Origin of the sequence: Yeosuana aromativorans, from assembly GCF_014646655.1 — a bacterium.
GTDB classification, from domain to species: Bacteria; Bacteroidota; Bacteroidia; order Flavobacteriales; family Flavobacteriaceae; genus Yeosuana; species Yeosuana aromativorans.
In genome coordinates, this window is the sequence record NZ_BMNR01000001.1 from 241,035 (window position 1) to 257,819 (window position 16,785).

The 16,785-nt window shown below is 35.4% G+C and carries 15 protein-coding genes; 9 read left to right on the plus strand and 6 right to left on the minus strand.

The window, feature by feature from the left end:
* The first annotated feature begins 13 nt into the window (after positions 1-13).
* From mreC to def, 5 genes are read left to right on the plus strand one after another with little or no spacing between them, the layout of a single operon-like run.
* Positions 14-841: a rod shape-determining protein MreC gene (gene mreC, locus IEW94_RS00930; protein ID WP_188649386.1), complete on the plus strand. Its 828-nt coding sequence runs from the start codon at positions 14-16 to the stop codon at positions 839-841.
* The gene (locus IEW94_RS00935; protein WP_188649387.1) at positions 834-1,340 is read left to right on the plus strand and encodes a rod shape-determining protein MreD; all 507 of its coding nucleotides are present in this window, start codon (positions 834-836) and stop codon (positions 1,338-1,340) included. Before mreC ends, IEW94_RS00935 begins: the two co-directional genes overlap by 8 nt.
* Complete coding sequence (gene mrdA, locus IEW94_RS00940) at positions 1,337-3,268, plus strand: penicillin-binding protein 2 (RefSeq protein WP_188649388.1); 1,932 nt, start codon at positions 1,337-1,339, stop codon at positions 3,266-3,268. The genes IEW94_RS00935 and mrdA overlap by 4 nt, the downstream gene beginning before the upstream one ends.
* Positions 3,268-4,545, plus strand: coding sequence for a rod shape-determining protein RodA (gene rodA, locus IEW94_RS00945; protein WP_188649389.1), 1,278 nt, complete (start codon positions 3,268-3,270; stop codon positions 4,543-4,545). Before mrdA ends, rodA begins: the two co-directional genes overlap by 1 nt.
* A gap of 30 nt (positions 4,546-4,575) precedes the next feature.
* Complete coding sequence (def, locus tag IEW94_RS00950; RefSeq protein ID WP_188649390.1) at positions 4,576-5,208, plus strand: peptide deformylase; 633 nt, start codon at positions 4,576-4,578, stop codon at positions 5,206-5,208.
* A 1-nt stretch (position 5,209) separates the two neighbouring features.
* On the opposite strand, the gene gldC is transcribed toward def, so the two are convergent.
* Together gldC and gldB are read right to left on the minus strand one after the other, a co-directional pair.
* Entirely contained in the window at positions 5,210-5,542 is a 333-nt protein-coding gene (gldC, locus tag IEW94_RS00955) for a gliding motility protein GldC (RefSeq protein ID WP_188649391.1), read from the minus strand.
* Positions 5,542-6,504 carry a gliding motility lipoprotein GldB gene (gene gldB / locus IEW94_RS00960; RefSeq protein ID WP_188649392.1) on the minus strand — a complete coding sequence of 321 codons (963 nt, stop codon included), beginning with the start codon at positions 6,502-6,504 and terminating at the stop codon, positions 5,542-5,544. Before gldB ends, gldC begins: the two co-directional genes overlap by 1 nt.
* 93 nt (positions 6,505-6,597) lie before the next feature.
* Here gldB and nadE point away from each other — a divergent pair, with 93 nt between their 5' ends.
* Positions 6,598-7,395 (plus strand): NAD(+) synthase, encoded by a 798-nt coding sequence (nadE, locus tag IEW94_RS00965; RefSeq protein ID WP_188649393.1) that lies wholly within the window; start codon positions 6,598-6,600, stop codon positions 7,393-7,395.
* Positions 7,396-7,495: 100 nt separating this feature from the next.
* The gene (locus tag IEW94_RS00970) at positions 7,496-8,134 is read left to right on the plus strand and encodes a response regulator transcription factor (protein WP_188649394.1); all 639 of its coding nucleotides are present in this window, start codon (positions 7,496-7,498) and stop codon (positions 8,132-8,134) included.
* Here the strand turns inward: IEW94_RS00970 and dnaG are convergent.
* Positions 8,117-10,072, minus strand: a complete 1,956-nt coding sequence (gene dnaG, locus IEW94_RS00975; protein ID WP_188649395.1) for a DNA primase — start codon at positions 10,070-10,072, stop codon at positions 8,117-8,119. The two genes, IEW94_RS00970 and dnaG, sit on opposite strands and share 18 nt — an antisense overlap.
* A 146-nt stretch (positions 10,073-10,218) precedes the next feature.
* Between dnaG and IEW94_RS00980 the strand changes: the two genes are divergently transcribed.
* On the plus strand, positions 10,219-12,537 hold the full coding sequence (locus tag IEW94_RS00980) for a GH92 family glycosyl hydrolase (protein ID WP_188649396.1): 2,319 nt from the start codon (positions 10,219-10,221) through the stop codon (positions 12,535-12,537).
* An 11-nt stretch (positions 12,538-12,548) separates the two neighbouring features.
* Here IEW94_RS00980 and IEW94_RS00985 read toward each other — a convergent pair whose 3' ends face one another.
* The 3 genes from IEW94_RS00985 to IEW94_RS00995 are packed head-to-tail and all read right to left on the minus strand — an operon-like array spanning position 12,549 to position 15,015.
* On the minus strand, positions 12,549-13,628 hold the full coding sequence (locus IEW94_RS00985) for a hypothetical protein (protein ID WP_188649397.1): 1,080 nt from the start codon (positions 13,626-13,628) through the stop codon (positions 12,549-12,551).
* 51 nt (positions 13,629-13,679) lie between these two features.
* A complete protein-coding gene (locus IEW94_RS00990) occupies positions 13,680-14,453 on the minus strand; it encodes a hypothetical protein (protein ID WP_188649398.1) in 774 nt (257 codons plus the stop codon).
* Positions 14,440-15,015 (minus strand): RNA polymerase sigma factor, encoded by a 576-nt coding sequence (locus IEW94_RS00995; RefSeq protein WP_229669412.1) that lies wholly within the window; start codon positions 15,013-15,015, stop codon positions 14,440-14,442. Before IEW94_RS00995 ends, IEW94_RS00990 begins: the two co-directional genes overlap by 14 nt.
* A gap of 325 nt (positions 15,016-15,340) precedes the next feature.
* Here IEW94_RS00995 and IEW94_RS01000 point away from each other — a divergent pair, with 325 nt between their 5' ends.
* Complete coding sequence (locus IEW94_RS01000; protein WP_188649399.1) at positions 15,341-16,783, plus strand: circularly permuted type 2 ATP-grasp protein; 1,443 nt, start codon at positions 15,341-15,343, stop codon at positions 16,781-16,783.
* The last annotated feature ends 2 nt before the right edge of the window (positions 16,784-16,785 follow it).

A 16,785-nucleotide genomic window follows, 5' to 3' on the forward strand; every position in this document is an offset into this window, starting at 1 on the left:
ATACAGATAAAGCATGCAACAGATTATTAATTTCATCATACGGAACAAAACGTTTTTGTTGTTCTTGTTGCTGTTATCTCTTTCGTTCACATTTACAATACAAACGCACTCGTACCACAAAAGCAAGTTCATCAATTCTGCCAACTTCTTGACAGGAGGCGTATATAATTCTGTAAATAACATTTCTGAATATTTAAATTTAAAAACCCAGAATGAGCTTTTAACCGAAGAGAACAAACGCTTGCGAACCCTGTTGTACAACTCAACAAATAACCACGATTCCATTCAATTGGATAGCACGTTAATTAACAGTCCCTATCACTTTACAACAGCCAACATAATAAAAAACACCTACTCAGCATCAACAAACATCTTGCTTTTAAACAAAGGCACAAAAGATAGCATTAAGGAGGATTTTGGCGTTATTACCACTAAGGGCATTGTTGGCATTGTTGATAATACCAGCAAACATTTTGCAACCATTATATCCATTTTAAACACCACCAGTAAAATAAGTGCCCAGCTCAAGAAAACCAATCATTTTGGAACGTTGACATGGAATGGAAAATCGCCTTATTTTTCCCAACTGGTCGATATTCCTAAAATAGCTCCCGTTAAAGAGGGAGATACCATTATTACATCAGGGCGTTCATCCATTTTCCCAAAAGGAATCCCTATTGGGACCATTCATGATTTTAAACTGGATGCTGCCGAAAACTATTATGAAATCAATATTAAACTGTTCAATGATATGACCAATATTGAGCACGTTTATATTATTGAAAATAAAGATGTGCCTGAAATAACCAATCTTTTAAAAAGCAGCAGTTCCAATGAATAATGTTCTCTACAGAAATATTACTCGCTTTGTTGTACTGGTACTCGTTCAGGTTTTGGTACTGAACCAAATTAATTTTTTGGGCTATATAAACCCATATATTTACATTTTGTTTGTTTTTTTATATCCTGTAAAAAATAGCCGAACCCTATTTATTTTATTGAGTTTTGTTTTAGGGTTATGCATAGATTTGTTTTTGGATTCAGGTGGTATTCATGCAGCAGCCTGTGTTACTATTGCCTATATAAGGCCCGTGGTGTTAAAATTTTGCTTTGGCACAGTTTACGAATATCAAACTATAAAATTTGACAATGTTGAGTTTGGATCAAAACTCATGTATATTACCATTCTAACCGTTATTCACCACTTTATTTTGTTTTCATTGGAAATCTTTAACATTTCAAAAATAATTTTAATACTCCAAAAAACGTTATTCTCAAGTATATTTACTATTATACTGTGCATATTGGTAACCATTATTTTCAGTAGAAAAACTAAATGAGAAAATTTTTACTCTTTGTATCTATTATTATTGTAGGTCTTATATTTATTTCCAGACTGTTTTACCTTCAAATTTATTCAGCGCATAATCATGATTTATTTGAAGACAACGCTATTAGAAAAGTATATGACTACCCAAAACGCGGCTTTGTGTATGACCGCAATGGCGAACTTTTGGTTGCCAACCAGCCATCGTACGATGTCATGTTTATCCCTAGGGAAGTCAAACCATTAGACACGCTTGAGTTTTGCTCAATGCTCAAAATCAGTAAGGAAAAATTTAAGGAAATTTACGAGAAAGGTTACCACTATTCACCTTGGCTTCCATCGGTTTTTATTGCTCATTTATCAAAAGAGGATTATGCGGTTCTGCAGGAAAAAATGAGGAAGTTTGAGGGTTTCTATATCCAAAAAAGGTCCTTGCGTTTATACCAAACTAACATTGGCGCCAATGTTTTGGGTGATTTGGGTGAAGTAAACAATGCCATTATTGAAAATGACCCGTATTACAAAATGGGTGACCTTATTGGAAAACAAGGCGTGGAAGCATCTTATGAGGATGTTCTGCGCGGTAAAAAAGGAATTAAGTTCATTCAAAAAGACCGATTTAACAGAGACATTGGCCCATATAAAGATGGGGTTTATGATACATTGCCCGAACCTGGGAAAGATATCAGGATCACCATCGATTCAAAATTGCAAGAGTACGGCGAGCTCTTAATGAAACACAAAAGAGGTGGCATTATTGCTATAGAGCCAAGCTCTGGAGAAATTTTAGCTATGGTATCGGCCCCTAGTTATAATCCTAATTTATTGGTAGGGAGAAACCGCTCCAAGAACTACTCTAAAATGCATTATGACACCATTGCAAAACCATTGTATGATAGAAGTTTATTGGCGCAGTACCCACCCGGATCGCCCTTTAAAGTTCTGAATGCCTTGATTGGCTTGCAGGAAAAAGTTGTCACTACCGAAGATAAATTCAGTTGCAGAATGGGCTATTATTTAGGCAGCAGGCGTCTAACCGGCTGCCATAGTCATCCCAGTCCATTGAGCATGAATGATGGTATTGCCCAATCATGCAACTCCTACTTTTGTAATGTTTACAGACGCATCATTGACAAATATGATGACCCAGCTAAAGGCATGGATGTTTGGAGCAACCATGTAAAAAGTTTTGGTTTGGGAAATTATCTGGGCTATGATTTAAAAATTGGTAGTAAAGGGCGTATTCCCGATGGTGATTTTTATGACAAATGGTACGGAAAAGGTCGCTGGTCATCAACCTATAACATATCAAATGCCATAGGTCAAGGTGAGATTGAAGCTACACCTATTCAACTGGCAAACATGGCAGCTGCCATTGCTAATAGAGGATATTTTTACACGCCGCATATTATTAAAAGCATTGAAAATGACACCATAGATAAAAAGTTTACAACAAGAAAATACACTACCATTGATAAAGAGAATTTTGAGCCTGTTATACATGGTATGTTTGATGTTTACAATAAAGGAACTGCAACGGCCTTGAGAGTTCCTGGCATAGATATTTGTGGAAAAACGGGTACTGCTGAAAACTTCATCAAAATAGATGGTGTAAAAACCCAATTAACAGATCATTCCATATTTGTGGCATTCGCCCCAAAAGACAATCCTAAAATCGCTATTGCAGTATTTGTTGAAAATGGTTATTGGGGCAGTCGTTTTGCTGGTAAAATTGCCAGTTTAATGATTGAAAAATATATTAAAGGCTACATTACCAGAACAGATTTGGAAGACTGGATTTTAACACACAGCTTAGAAGATGAATATGCGAAACCATATTCAGGTGAACCATTTGGCATTAATGGCGCAACAACACTACAGACCATACCACTTGATGAATCATTACGATCTAAAAAACCAACTGACCTAGAGGACAAATAATGATACGAGAGACCCACAGATATTTTAAATTTGATTGGATAACCATCATTCTATTTTTACTGCTTGTTGGCTTTGGTTGGCTCAATATCTTATCTGCATCCCATTCTGGTGAAACCGTTGATTATTTTAATTTTTCTGAGCCCTACGGTAAACAACTGATATTCATTTTAATGACTATTGGGCTGATAATTCTTATTCTTTCCATAGAATCCAAGTTTTACGAACGGTTTTCCAGTGTTATCTACATCATTTCAATGCTTACATTAGTTGGGCTTTTTGTCTTCGGAAAAAATGTAAATGGTGCCACATCTTGGTACGCCATTGGCGGCATGACACTACAACCCAGTGAATTTGCAAAAGCAGCAACGGCATTGGCCGTTGCCAAATACATTAGTGACTTAAATACGGATATCAATAAGTTTAAAGACCAAATTCAAGTTTTTATAATTATTGTTATTCCTGCTTTTTTGGTACTCTTACAAAATGACGCAGGAAGCACCATAGTATACGCGGCTTTCTTTTTTGTACTGTACAGGGAAGGTCTTCCAAAAATTTATTTAGTGGGCGGTGTTGCCCTGGTAATCCTATCACTTTTTGCATTAAAGTTTGGTGCCATTGCCACATCCATCATAGCGGGTCTAGTTATTTTTTTATTTCATTTTTTAAGCAAAAAACGACCTACAATACTTCAGCCTATACTAATACTCTTAGCTTGTATCGTCATTTCTTCAGGAATAAAATTCTTTTATCAAGATGTTTTGCAACCACACCAAAAAGACCGCATTAGCCTATGGTTGCGTTTGGAAAAAGATCCACATAAGCTGGAAGTGATGAAGAAAACCTTTGCCTATAATCTAAACGAATCTGAAAAAGCAATTGGTTCTGGTGGCTTAACCGGAAAAGGATTTCTGGAAGGAACAAGAACCACTGGGAAGTTTGTGCCAGAACAGCATACTGACTATATATTCAGCACCGTTGGTGAAGAATGGGGCTTTTTGGGAAGTTCCATGGTTATTCTTGTTTTTGTGTTGTTGTTGATTCGTATTCTACACTTAGCCGAACTACAAAAATCACAATTCAGTCGTGTGTATGGGTATTCCGTTGCTGCCATTATTTTTATGCACTTTATGATTAATATAGGCATGGTCATGGGCTTGATTCCCACTATAGGCATTCCGTTGCCGCTGTTTAGTTATGGTGGTTCTGGCCTATGGGGATTTACTATTTTAATCTTTATTTTTGTTAAATTGGATTCCAATAAAATCAATGAGTGGTAGCTATAGCTTTCACTTTTTTATTGTTAAATTATGAAAAAAACCATCCTTATTATTTTAGCTTCTGTTTTTATCATTGGTTGCTCAAGCACCAAAAATATTGGCGGTACTTCCTTTTCTTCGGAACAAGCAAACTTGATTATGGCAGCTGATTCGTTAACGCCCATGCGGGTTTATAAAATCACCAAAACCAGTGATTCGCTTCTCTTAAGAAAACACAGTAGTTATATTAAACCCGATGCCAAAAACCCTGTATTGCAGACATTTGTCAAGCGATTGTACAAAACCGTTACCGATAGTATGTCGCTTGGCGTTGGTATTGCGGCACCACAAGTGGGCATTTTAAAAAACATTATTTGGGTGCAACGTTTTGATAAAGATAATTTTCCGTTTGAAGTGTATCTTAACCCAACAATTGTCCAATATTCCATAAAAAAGCAAACTTTTCGTGAAGGCTGTTTGTCCATTCCAAACAGAAGTGAGGTTTTAAACGACCGATCTTATGCCATTTTAATTGAATACGATACCATGACTGGCGAGCATAAAACCGAAATGGTTGAAGCCTTTACTTCGGTCATCTTTCAACATGAAATTGACCATTTGAATGGCATTCTGTATTTAGACCATCTTGAAAAAGAAGTGAAAGACGCTAAAGAGGGAAATTAAATTATTTTTTCAACTCTAGCTTTTCAGCAAAATAATCACAGAAATCTTTCATGGTAGCGGTCATTTTTTCATCCTGGGTCGCTTTATAAAAGGTATTGCTCATGGCCACCAATGTTTGATGAAAAAACACTTTCATATCATCAACCGGCATATCCTTGGTCCACAAATCGATGCGCAAGGTTTCTTTTGCATCAGCGTCCCAAACAGACAGCATCAGGGCTTTTGCTTCTTCATTAGAAATGCCTCCATCTTCGGCTGTCCAATATAATTTTTCTGGGACCCTATTGGCATCCAATTCAACTTTCAACTCTATTTTTGATTGTATTTCAGACATTATTTTCTTGGTTTAAACTTTGAGTTATTAAAAATTTCTTCAGGAGATTTGGCAAGCATATCCTTTAGAGACACTTTATTGTTTTCCATATAAGCCCTAACAATTTGCCAGCCTATATACTGTCCCAATCGCCCTGGTGATTCACTATCTATATCTTCTAAATAAAACTTTGTAAATGGCGCTGGATTAATAAATCGGCTAGGTAATTTTGAATCGGTACTGTACAACAATTCATGCTCAACAAAATATCGCCAAATATAACTTTCGTTCACATGTGCCCAATCTAGTTGTGCTTCTGTATAGCTAATCCGTTCTGCTTCTGTTTTAAACGGAATGATCTTATCATTAAAATACAGCTGTTTTCCAAAGTAAATCATTTCATCAAGCAAGGTGGTATTTGGCTTTTGATAGATGTACTTTTTGGCATATTCATTGGCTAAATCCACTACAATATGCTCTGGGTTAAAATCTGCCCTAATGTATTTTTGAATACCTTGATAAAACTCATGGTCACTTCCCAAATAATTGTCAATGGAGATCAAGGCTATGGTATCGGTCACTATAACACGGTTTCTATAATCCACAAAAGACGTTGTGGTGATGACTCGAGGTGGTTTGAATTCTGGAAAATAGTATTTGATATGTTGAAACAACGCCTCAATATCTTGTTGTTCTTCATTAAAATCAGGAAACTTTTTTGCAACCTCCTTAAACAACTTTATTTGCAATGTATCCTGCATTCGAGCTACCCAAAAGGAGTCCGAATATTTTTCTGAAAACATAAAAGGGTACTGGCTTTTAAGTTTGGGCAAATCGTTTGCAGACGCTTCAGAAAACAATTTGTCAAATCTTTCAATATTTACATGCATTGGGATTTTAGCAATTTCTGCCTCTACTTTATCTTCCTTTTTGCAAGCGGTAATCAATATTAAAACAGATAAAAGTGATATTATTTTTTTCATATAAAACTTAAACGTTCTAAATTTTTATTAATTGAGTGATTCCCTTATTTTTGTTTTGCAAATGTACCATTCTTTGGTTTAAATTCATTTAAAATGCAAACAGAAAAAGTTGTTGATTATATTGTAAACTGGTTAAAGGACTATGCTAAAAAAGCCAATGTAAACGGATTTGTAATTGGTGTTTCTGGTGGCATTGACTCTGCCGTTACCTCGACGCTATGTGCCAAAACCGGATTACCTTTACTGTGTTTGGAAATGCCCATTCATCAAGCAAAATCACAAGTGACCCGTGCTTTAAACCATATAGATTGGCTAAAAGCTAATTTTAACTCTGTCTATGTTACTCAAATAAACTTAACACCCGTTTTTGATAGTTTGATAGCAGCTTTGCCGCCTGTTGTAAAAGAAGAAAATAGATTCATGTCATTGGCAAATACTAGAGCTCGTTTACGTATGACCACTTTGTATTATTTTGCTGCCATCAATAAATATTTGGTTGTTGGAACAGGCAACAAAGTAGAGGATTTTGGCGTTGGTTTTTATACAAAATATGGTGATGGTGGTGTGGATTTAAGTCCTATAGCCGATTTACTAAAAACCGAAGTTTATGCCATTGCAGAATATTTAGGCATCAATCAAGATATCATTGATGCACCTCCAACTGATGGCCTTTGGGGAGACGACAGAACTGATGAGGATCAAATTGGAGCTTCTTATCCAGAACTGGAATGGGCTATGAAAATGGATGGTGAAGGAAAAAAAGCAGAAGATTTTACAGGGCGGGAAAAAGAGGTGTTTATAATATATAAACGTTATAACAACGCTAACAAACACAAAATGAATCCGATACCAATTTGTGAAATTCCTATTGATTTTATGAAAAAATTGTAATACTATCAAATTTTACCTATATTTATAAATAGTAATACATAATTTAATTATGTAGCATTGCATTCCCTAAGAACTCTCAAATTTTTAAAAAACAATTGTTATGATTAAATTATTAATAGCCGACCACCACCCCATTATCAGAAAAGGACTGGAACTTCTTTTCTCAGCATCGTCAAATATCCAGATTATGGGTAGCGTTGATGATGGCGAAGCCATTGTTGACTTTATTAAAAAAGTTCCTGTAGATATCATTTTAACAGAAATTGATTTACCTAAACTCAACGGTTTAACCCTGTTGCGGATTTTAAAAAATGAATATCCAAACATCAAAACCATTATTTTTAGTGGCCAACCAGAGGAAGTCTATGCCATCAATGCCATTAAAGCAGGTGCTTCTGGATATGTTTCAAAAACGGTCAATATCATTACCATTAATGAGGCCATACTAAAAGTAAATGACGGTGGCATTTATTTAAGTGATGAAATAACCAAGCAACTAAACCTTGGAAAAAAAGTAAACAGATCTGGAAACTTTTATAAAAAACTATCAACACGTGAAGCAGAGGTTCTTAAATTGCTGTGTGTAGGCAAGAAAAACAAGGAAGTTGCAAAAGAATTGAATGTTAACGAAAAAACGGTCAGCACTTACAAAGCACGATTGATGAAAAAACTTAAGGTGAACAATTTAGTTGATTTAGTAGCCCAAGCTAAACTAGCAGAATCACAGAGCTCTATTTAATTTTCTAGACAAAAGCATCTTTAAACCAGAGTAGTCCTTTACTTCCTCTAGGACACTTTTGTTTACATTATTTTTGTTCTCTATGGTTTTTTGCTGAACTTCTTTGACTTTTTGGTCAATCAAGAAACATCTTAAACTCAAAATGGTTTCGGTCACCAACTGGGCAACATTTTGGGTTTTTTCTTTTGGAAAAATATGCATCCGTTCCCAATCATCCAAAGCGTAACGTTCATCTTCCATTAAAATAGTAGTGATTTCATTGGCCATATCAGTATCAACCGAATTAATGAAATTTTTAAGTTGAAACTCTGGGTTTTGGTTTAAAGTATCAATAATGGTGTAATACAGTGTTTTAAACTTAGGGTTTGTAAATTCCATTTCATCATCCTGTAAATCCAGAAATATTTTTTCAAAAACCTTTGCTCTATTGATGACTGGCTCTAAAATCAGTTGACCTTTATCGTTTTCCTTTAAAATCAAATCCTCAAAACCCTCAGTTCTGTTACCATACAGCAACAATACCTCAATGATTTTTCGTTCCAACACATACTGAACATCAACTTTTTTCACGGGTTGCTGTTTAATGACTTCAAACGCTCGTTGTTCTGTTTTGTATTGCTTGTCGGCTTCCTTAAAATCCTTTTTATTAATCTGTGCCAAGGTACTAAACAACACCTCTTCACTGATGTCCATGATTTTTGAACACTCCTGAATATAGATTTCTTTTTTGATTCTATCCGGGATTTTTGAAATGCTGTTTACAATATCCCTAATGGTCTCGGCCTTTTTAATCGGATCATTTTTTGACTCTTCATACAACACCGATGCCTTAAACTGAATAAAGTCCTTAGCATTTTCAATGAGATAAACGGACAGTTCTTCCAGTGTATTTTGCTTTGCAAAACTATCAGGGTCTTCACCTTCGGGAAATGTACAGACTTTTACATTCATGCCTTGCTCCAAAATCAAGTCAATACCGCGTAACGAAGCTCGCATTCCTGCTGCATCACCGTCAAACAGAACCGTAATGTTTTTTGTCAACCTATTAATAAGGCGAATTTGTTCTGGTGTTAAGGCGGTACCTGAAGACGATACCACATTTTTTATACCTGTTTGATGGAACTGAATCACATCGGTATAGCCTTCCACCAAATAGCAATTATCCTCTTTGGCAATACTCTGTTTGGCATGGTAAATACCATACAGCACTTTGCTTTTGTGATAAATGTCGCTCTCAGGAGAGTTTACATACTTAGCGGCTTTTTTATCATTAATCAAAATACGACCTCCAAATCCCAGTACGCGCCCACTCATGCTTTTTATAGGAAACATGACACGCCCTTTAAACCGGTCAAAACGTTTGTCTTCCTTAACAATGGTTAGTCCAGTCTTTTCCAAAAACTCCAATTTATAGCCTTGCTTTAAAGCCTCATCTGTAAAGGCTTGCCATTCATCAAGCGAATAGCCCAAATCAAACTTTTTGATGGTGTCTTCAGTAAAACCGCGCTCTTTAAAATAGCTCAGACCTATGGCTTTTCCTTGGTCTGTTTTATGTAGTATTTTTTGGAAATAGCTGTTTGCAAATTCACTCACCAAATACAAACTTTCGCGTTCATCTTGCTGTTCCTTTTGCTCATTGGTCTGTTCGGTTTCCTCTACTTCTATATTATATTTTTTTGCCAAATATTTTATGGCTTCCGGATACGTAAAATGTTCATGCTCCATTAAGAACGCCACTACATTGCCGCCTTTTCCACTACTGAAATCCTTCCAGATTTGCTTAACCGGAGACACCATAAAACTTGGAGAACGCTCATCGCTAAACGGACTCAACCCCTTAAAGTTACTGCCTGCTTTTTTGAGCTGCACAAAATCACCAATGACCTCCTCAACACGGGCGGTTTCAAAAACTTGATCTATGGTTGTTGGTGATATCATCTAAAAAATTAAAATAGTAAAAATGAGACTGTAAATGTAGCATAAACTATTCATTTTAAAAATTGAAACCTTTGTGTAAGTTTCCTTTTGATTAAAAAAATACCGAACTTCGTTTGACCACATTTCAAACACGCAAATTCACAAACATGAAAAACATCTCTTTTCTGGTATTAAGCTTATTTATTTTAAATGCTTGTAGCAATAAAAAAACTAAACCTTTTACTGCTTCAAATTCAACAATTGACTACACCCAATTTGTAAGCCCGTTTATTGGCACCAGTAAAATGGGACATGTTTTTCCAGGTGCTACTGCCCCTTTTGGAATGGTACAATTAAGCCCTCAAACCAATTTTGAAACCATGTTTGAAAATGGCCACTATAATCCAAAGACGTATGATTACTGTGCGGGCTACCAATACAAAGATTCCACAATCATAGGGTTTTCCCATACAAATCTAAGTGGCACAGGACATTCTGATTTAGGCGATTTCTTAGTAATGCCAACAATAGGAGACTTAGTGCTTGACCCCTTAAAAACGAATGATAATAAAAAAGGTTTTTACTCAACTTTCTCACACGACAACGAAGAGGCTTCTCCTGGTTATTACAAAGTTATGTTAGACAGCTACGATATTAAAGCCGAGCTTACCACAAGTGATCGTGTAGGGTTCCATCAATACACATTTCCAAAATCTGATAACGCCCATATAATTCTAGATATGGTTTATAATGTTTATCAATATGAAAATAAAAACGTTTGGACTTTTATTAGAGTAGAAAATGATTCAACCGTTACTGGCTATAGACAAACCAAAGGTTGGGCAAGGGACCGGAAAGTCTTTTTTGCAATGAAGTTTTCAAAACCTTTTAAAAGTTACGGGCATAAAAAATATGACCAGATTATTTACGATGGTTTTTACAGAAAATTTAAGCAGTTTGAAAACTTTCCTGAAATGGCGGGCAAAAACATTCGCGCTTATTTCAATTTTGACACTAAGGCTAATGAGAAAATTCAAATAAAAATGGCTTTATCCTCTGTAAGTTCAGCGGGAGCATTAAAAAATTTACAGACTGAAATCCCTGGATGGAACTTTGAAAAAACTAAATCCAAAACCAAAGAAAAATGGAACAAGGAGCTTTCAAAAATTGAAATCAAAACCATTGCAGAATCTGACAAAACAACCTTTTACACAGCCTTGTACCATACTATGTTAAGCCCAATAATCTATGAGGATGTTGATGGCCAATATCGAGGATTGGACCAAAACATACATGTTTCTGATGATTTTACAAATTATACCGTATTTTCACTTTGGGACACTTATCGTGCCTTGCACCCGTTGTTCAATATCATTCAGCCTAAACGAAATAATGATATGGTAAAGAGCATGTTAGCACATTATGATCAAAGTGTACACCACATGTTGCCCATTTGGAGTCATTATGCCAATGAAAACTGGTGCATGATTGGTTATCATGCCACATCAGTAATTGCGGACGCTTTAGTAAAACATGTTGGTGATTTTGACAAAGAACATGCTTTGCAGGCTTCTTTTAACACCTCAAATGTTGATTATTATGATGGTATTGGAGACTATAAAAAATATCATTTTGTGCCAGAAGACAAAAACAGCTCATCTGTTTCCAAAACATTGGAATATGCTTATGATGATTGGTGTATTGCACAAATAGCAAAACAAGTTGCAAAGCCTGAAATAGAATCTGAATACTTAAAACGATCTGAATATTACAAGAATGTTTATGACGTAAGTATTGGTTTTATGCGTCCTAAATTATCTAATGGTACCTTCAAAAAAGAATTTGACCCACTGGATACAGAGGGACAAGGTTTCATAGAAGGGAATGCCTGGAATTATGGATTATATGTACCACAAGACATTGACAATATGATTGCTATGATGGGAGGAAAAGAGCGCTTTAGCCAACATTTAGATTCTCTGTTTACGATGAATTTGGATGATAAGTATATTGAAAAAAACGAAGATATCACTCGTGATGGTTTAATAGGCAATTATGTACATGGCAACGAACCCTCACACCATATTCCATATTTATATAATTGGACAGGTCATCCAGAAAAAACCCAAGCAGTTGTTCGTATGATTATGAATACCATGTATGGTCCAACAGTTGATGGTTTATGTGGCAATGACGATGCCGGCCAAATGAGTGCTTGGTATGTATTTAGTAGTTTAGGGTTTTACCCTGTAACTCCTGGTTCACCAAATTATGCTTTAGGAAGTCCGTTGGTTAAAGAAGCCAAAATCCACTTAGATAACGGAAAGACACTAATGATAAGGGCTGAAAATCAAAGTAAGGATCATGTGTACGTAAAACGTGTGATGTTAAATGGCATACCAATTACCAATAATCAAATTTCACATCATAATATTGAAAATGGAGGCCACCTTGTTTTTGAAATGAGTGGCCATCCTAACAAGTAATTTTAAAATGACTAATCCATATCAAACCTTACACCAATAGAAATATTGTGCTGGTCAACGGCCTGGTTATTAAAAATAGGTGACAGATCATATTTAACGTACAAAGCTGTGTCATCAAAAGCAATATATCCGCTTAAACCGTACACCAAGTTTGTGGTATTAAAACCGCGCTTTTGTTTGTCCTTAACACGCTCGCCATCCAACATATATTTTAGTTTTTGACGGGTACCTATATTAAAACCGGCATAACCTCCCAGTCCTATTTTAAACTGATTGTTAGTGGAATATCTGAAATAGGTGTCTCGGTCAATTTTTTTGGATGGACCAAATTCAAAATGTACTGGAAATACCAAATTTGAAATGGACAACTTAGATTTTTTCAGGTCAATAGGATATTCCTCTAAATATGTTGTATTGTTATCTTGAACAAAATAACGATTGTCTGTCGGCTTTAAACCATTAATTTGTACTGATACGCCATACTTTAAGCGCATAAAATTGGTGTTTTCAAATACACGTGTTTTCCAAGCCCAACCAATTTCAAAAAAACGTGAGCCTCCAAATTTATAAGGCGATTCGTTTAGGTTTTGCCCATCAATAATGGCATTGTTAAATCCAAAGGCCAAAACCATATCACTAGTGGTTTTTCGGTCATACTTTTTGGGTTTGTTTTTAGCATTAATTCTAAAACCTCCAAAACTACCATCTTCCCCGCCAATACTAATTCCAATAGCTGAATTATCTAGATTGTCATTGTTGTTATAATCGTCATCATTGCGCTGCAACAATGCGATTTTATTATCAACTATGGCCAATCTGTTTTCAATGTTAAGCGCTCGTTTTTTGGCAGCTTCCATTTTTAAATTCTCTGCTTCTTTAGCTGTAATGTCGCCTTTCTCCAAACGCATATTGATAGCTTCAACCTCAGCTTTTAAAAAGTCTCGTTCTTCTGTCTTGATGCGTTCTTTGAGATTTCTTAAAGACTCAATCTTAGCTTGGTTTTTAATATTTTGAATGGTGTCTTGTGCCGTGATGAGTTGCACATTTAAGGTAAGCACAATGAGTGCTACATACTTTGTAATGGTTTGCATAACTGTTCGTTTTTTGATTTTAAAATAATATTGATTAATTGATGATTTATGTTAATCATTGCGCTTAGCAACGGCTGTTTTTATAAAATTGAAATTGGCTTTTAAAGCCTCAAAGGCTTTCTCTCTAAAGGATTGATCCAAATCGGTTTCAACATCTTCTAGCAATAATTGAGCATCAACAACCCCTGAGTTTTCATCATACATTTGTTGTTGCCTGATGTCCTTTTGGGCTTGTTGCAATAACAATTCAATCTCGTTATCTGTTACCGTATGGTTTCGGTCTTTTAACGATTGAACCTGTGCGATTACATCCTGTATTTTTTCGTCTTCTAAACTTAACTTGTTTTGCTTTATTTCAACATGGTTTATTATTGGATTTTCTGGAACAATATCTTTATCTGAAACCACTGGCTCAGACAATGCTATTGGCTCCTGCTCTTTAGGATGTATTTTAAGCACCGGAGTTTTTGTAATTATAGCTGGCTTTATTTTATAATCTGATTTTTCAGATACTTTATTCTGCTTGTTGTCATCCATTTTTTCAACTGCTATTTGTGTGGGTTCATCTTGTGTTTCAATTTTTGGATTGTTAACGATAACTGGTTCAATGTTATCCATTTGATTGTCATTGAAAAATTGCGATACCACCAATAATATCCCCACAATACTGGCCGCTATGCCTATCCACATAAAATAGTTGCTTTTTTGGTGGTTTTCTGAAGCATTCAGCTTGTCTTCCAATTTATTCCAAGCATCTTTTGATGGCTGAATAGTTCGCTTTTCAAGCGTATTCTTTATGTGTTTTTCAAATTTATTTGGTTCCATAGCTTGTCTTGTTTAAGTCCTTTATTTTTTGTTGCAACAGATTCCTTGCTTTAAATAATTGTGATTTTGAGGTACCTTCCGTTATATTAAGCATCTGTGCAATTTCATGATGTTTATAGCCTTCAATGGCATACATGACAAACACCATTTTGTACCCTTCGGGAAGTTCATCTATAAGCTGTTGTATTTCGGCTACTTCAATTTCAGTGTTGATAATATTAGTAAAATCGTTTTTGAAACCAAGCTCTTCCATTGGAAATTCAATCTGTTTTTGTTGCCTCAAAAACGAAATACTTTCCCGCACCATAATGCGCCGTATCCAACCTTCAAAACTCCCTTCTCCCCTAAAATTTTTTAAATTGGAAAACACTTTAAAAAATCCATTTAACATTGCTTCCTCAGCGTGCTGTAAATCCTTTATGTAATATCTGCAAACACTTAGCATTTTGGGAGCGTACATTTCAAACAATACGTGCTGTGCGTCACGATTATTTTTAATAGCCTTTGCTATAAGGTTTGTTTCATTTTTATACAGTTGAATGACTTTCAAAAGTGATTTCATTTTGTCTTCTGTTTGTATAGACGCAAATAGTGTACAAATGGTTGCCTAAAGGTGAAAAAAAATTGATTATGCTTTATTTTCTGGGCATAAATAATTAACTTACGATTCACACCCCTATATGTAAATTCATATTTATCAAACACTTAGCTTGCCTGCATTTTTAAAATACCGAAAATCATAATTTTAAATTTTTATTAATATTTTTTCTTAATATGTAAATTATTTTTACAAAAAAAATGAAATTGATAATTTATTATTTGTAAATAGTTTAATTTATTGAATATTATTTAACAATCGTTATATTTGATACATACACACCTGTTATATGAGCAAAGATCAATTATTTTCATCCTACGACCAACTCTCTAGCACTTGGGATGAAATGTTCAATACCAATGCTGAGATTAGAGGTCAATATGAAACGATTATAGCGTTTTTAAAAAACACGTCAAAAGAAACCCTTAGCAAAAAAGAAGAACTATCCAAACAGCTTTTTATGAGCCAAGGTGTGACATTTACTGTATACAACGACAATGAGGGTATTGAAAAAATATTCCCTTTTGATATTGTGCCAAGAATCATCACAGGTTCTGAATGGGATAAAATTGAACGGGGTATCAAACAACGCATTAAAGCTTTAAATTTATTTATAAAAGATATTTACAATGAACAATTCATCATTAAAGATGGCATTGTACCAGCCGATTTAATCTATTCCTGTCCCAATTACATGCGGGAAATGAAAGGTATTAAAGTGCCCCATGATGTGTATGTTCACATTGCAGGTGTAGACTTGATACGCAATAACGATGGAGAATTTTATGTTTTGGAAGATAATTTAAGAACACCGTCTGGGGTAAGTTACATGCTAGAAAACAGGGAAATTTCCAAACGTCTTTACCCAGGCATATTGCCAAAAAACAATGTCCGTTCTGTATCAAACTACCCAAACATGTTGTATAAAAAGCTACAAGAACTTTCCTATAACAGCAATCCAAATATTGTACTATTAACACCTGGAATTTACAATTCGGCCTATTATGAGCACACCACATTGGCTCGTCTTATGGGCATTGAGTTGGTTGAAGGCTCTGACTTAGTTGTAAAAAATCATTTTGTTTATATGAAAACCACCAATGGCCTAAAACAGGTAGATGTAATATACAGACGTGTTGACGATGATTTTTTAGACCCACTTGAATTTAATGCCACAAGCGTTTTGGGTGTTGCCGGCATCATGGCAGCCTACCGAAAAGGCAACGTCAATATCATCAATGCCCCTGGAACGGGTGTTGCAGACGATAAAGCCACATATGTTTATGTGCCAGATATGATTTCATACTACTTAGGCGAAGAGCCTATATTAAAAAACATTGAAACATATCAATTAGGAAGACCTGATGAGCTGGAATATGTTATAAAAAACATTAAAACCATGGTCATTAAAAAAACAGATGGCAGTGGTGGTTATGGCATGCTTATGGGCCATGAGGCATCTGAAGAAGAGATTAAGGATTATTTAGACAACCTTAAAAAAAAGCCTGAAAACTTTATTGCACAACCCATTTTAAAACTATCAACAGCTCCTTGCTATATTGATGGCCAGTTATCACCACGTTGTATTGACCTTAGGCCATTTGCTTTATCAGGAAAAGACGGCATTGATATTTGTCCGGGTGGTTTAACCCGTGTAGCCCTTAAAAAAGGTTCCTTGGTGGTCAACAGCTCACAAGGAGGAGGCAGCAAAGATACGTGGGTCATCAATTAAAT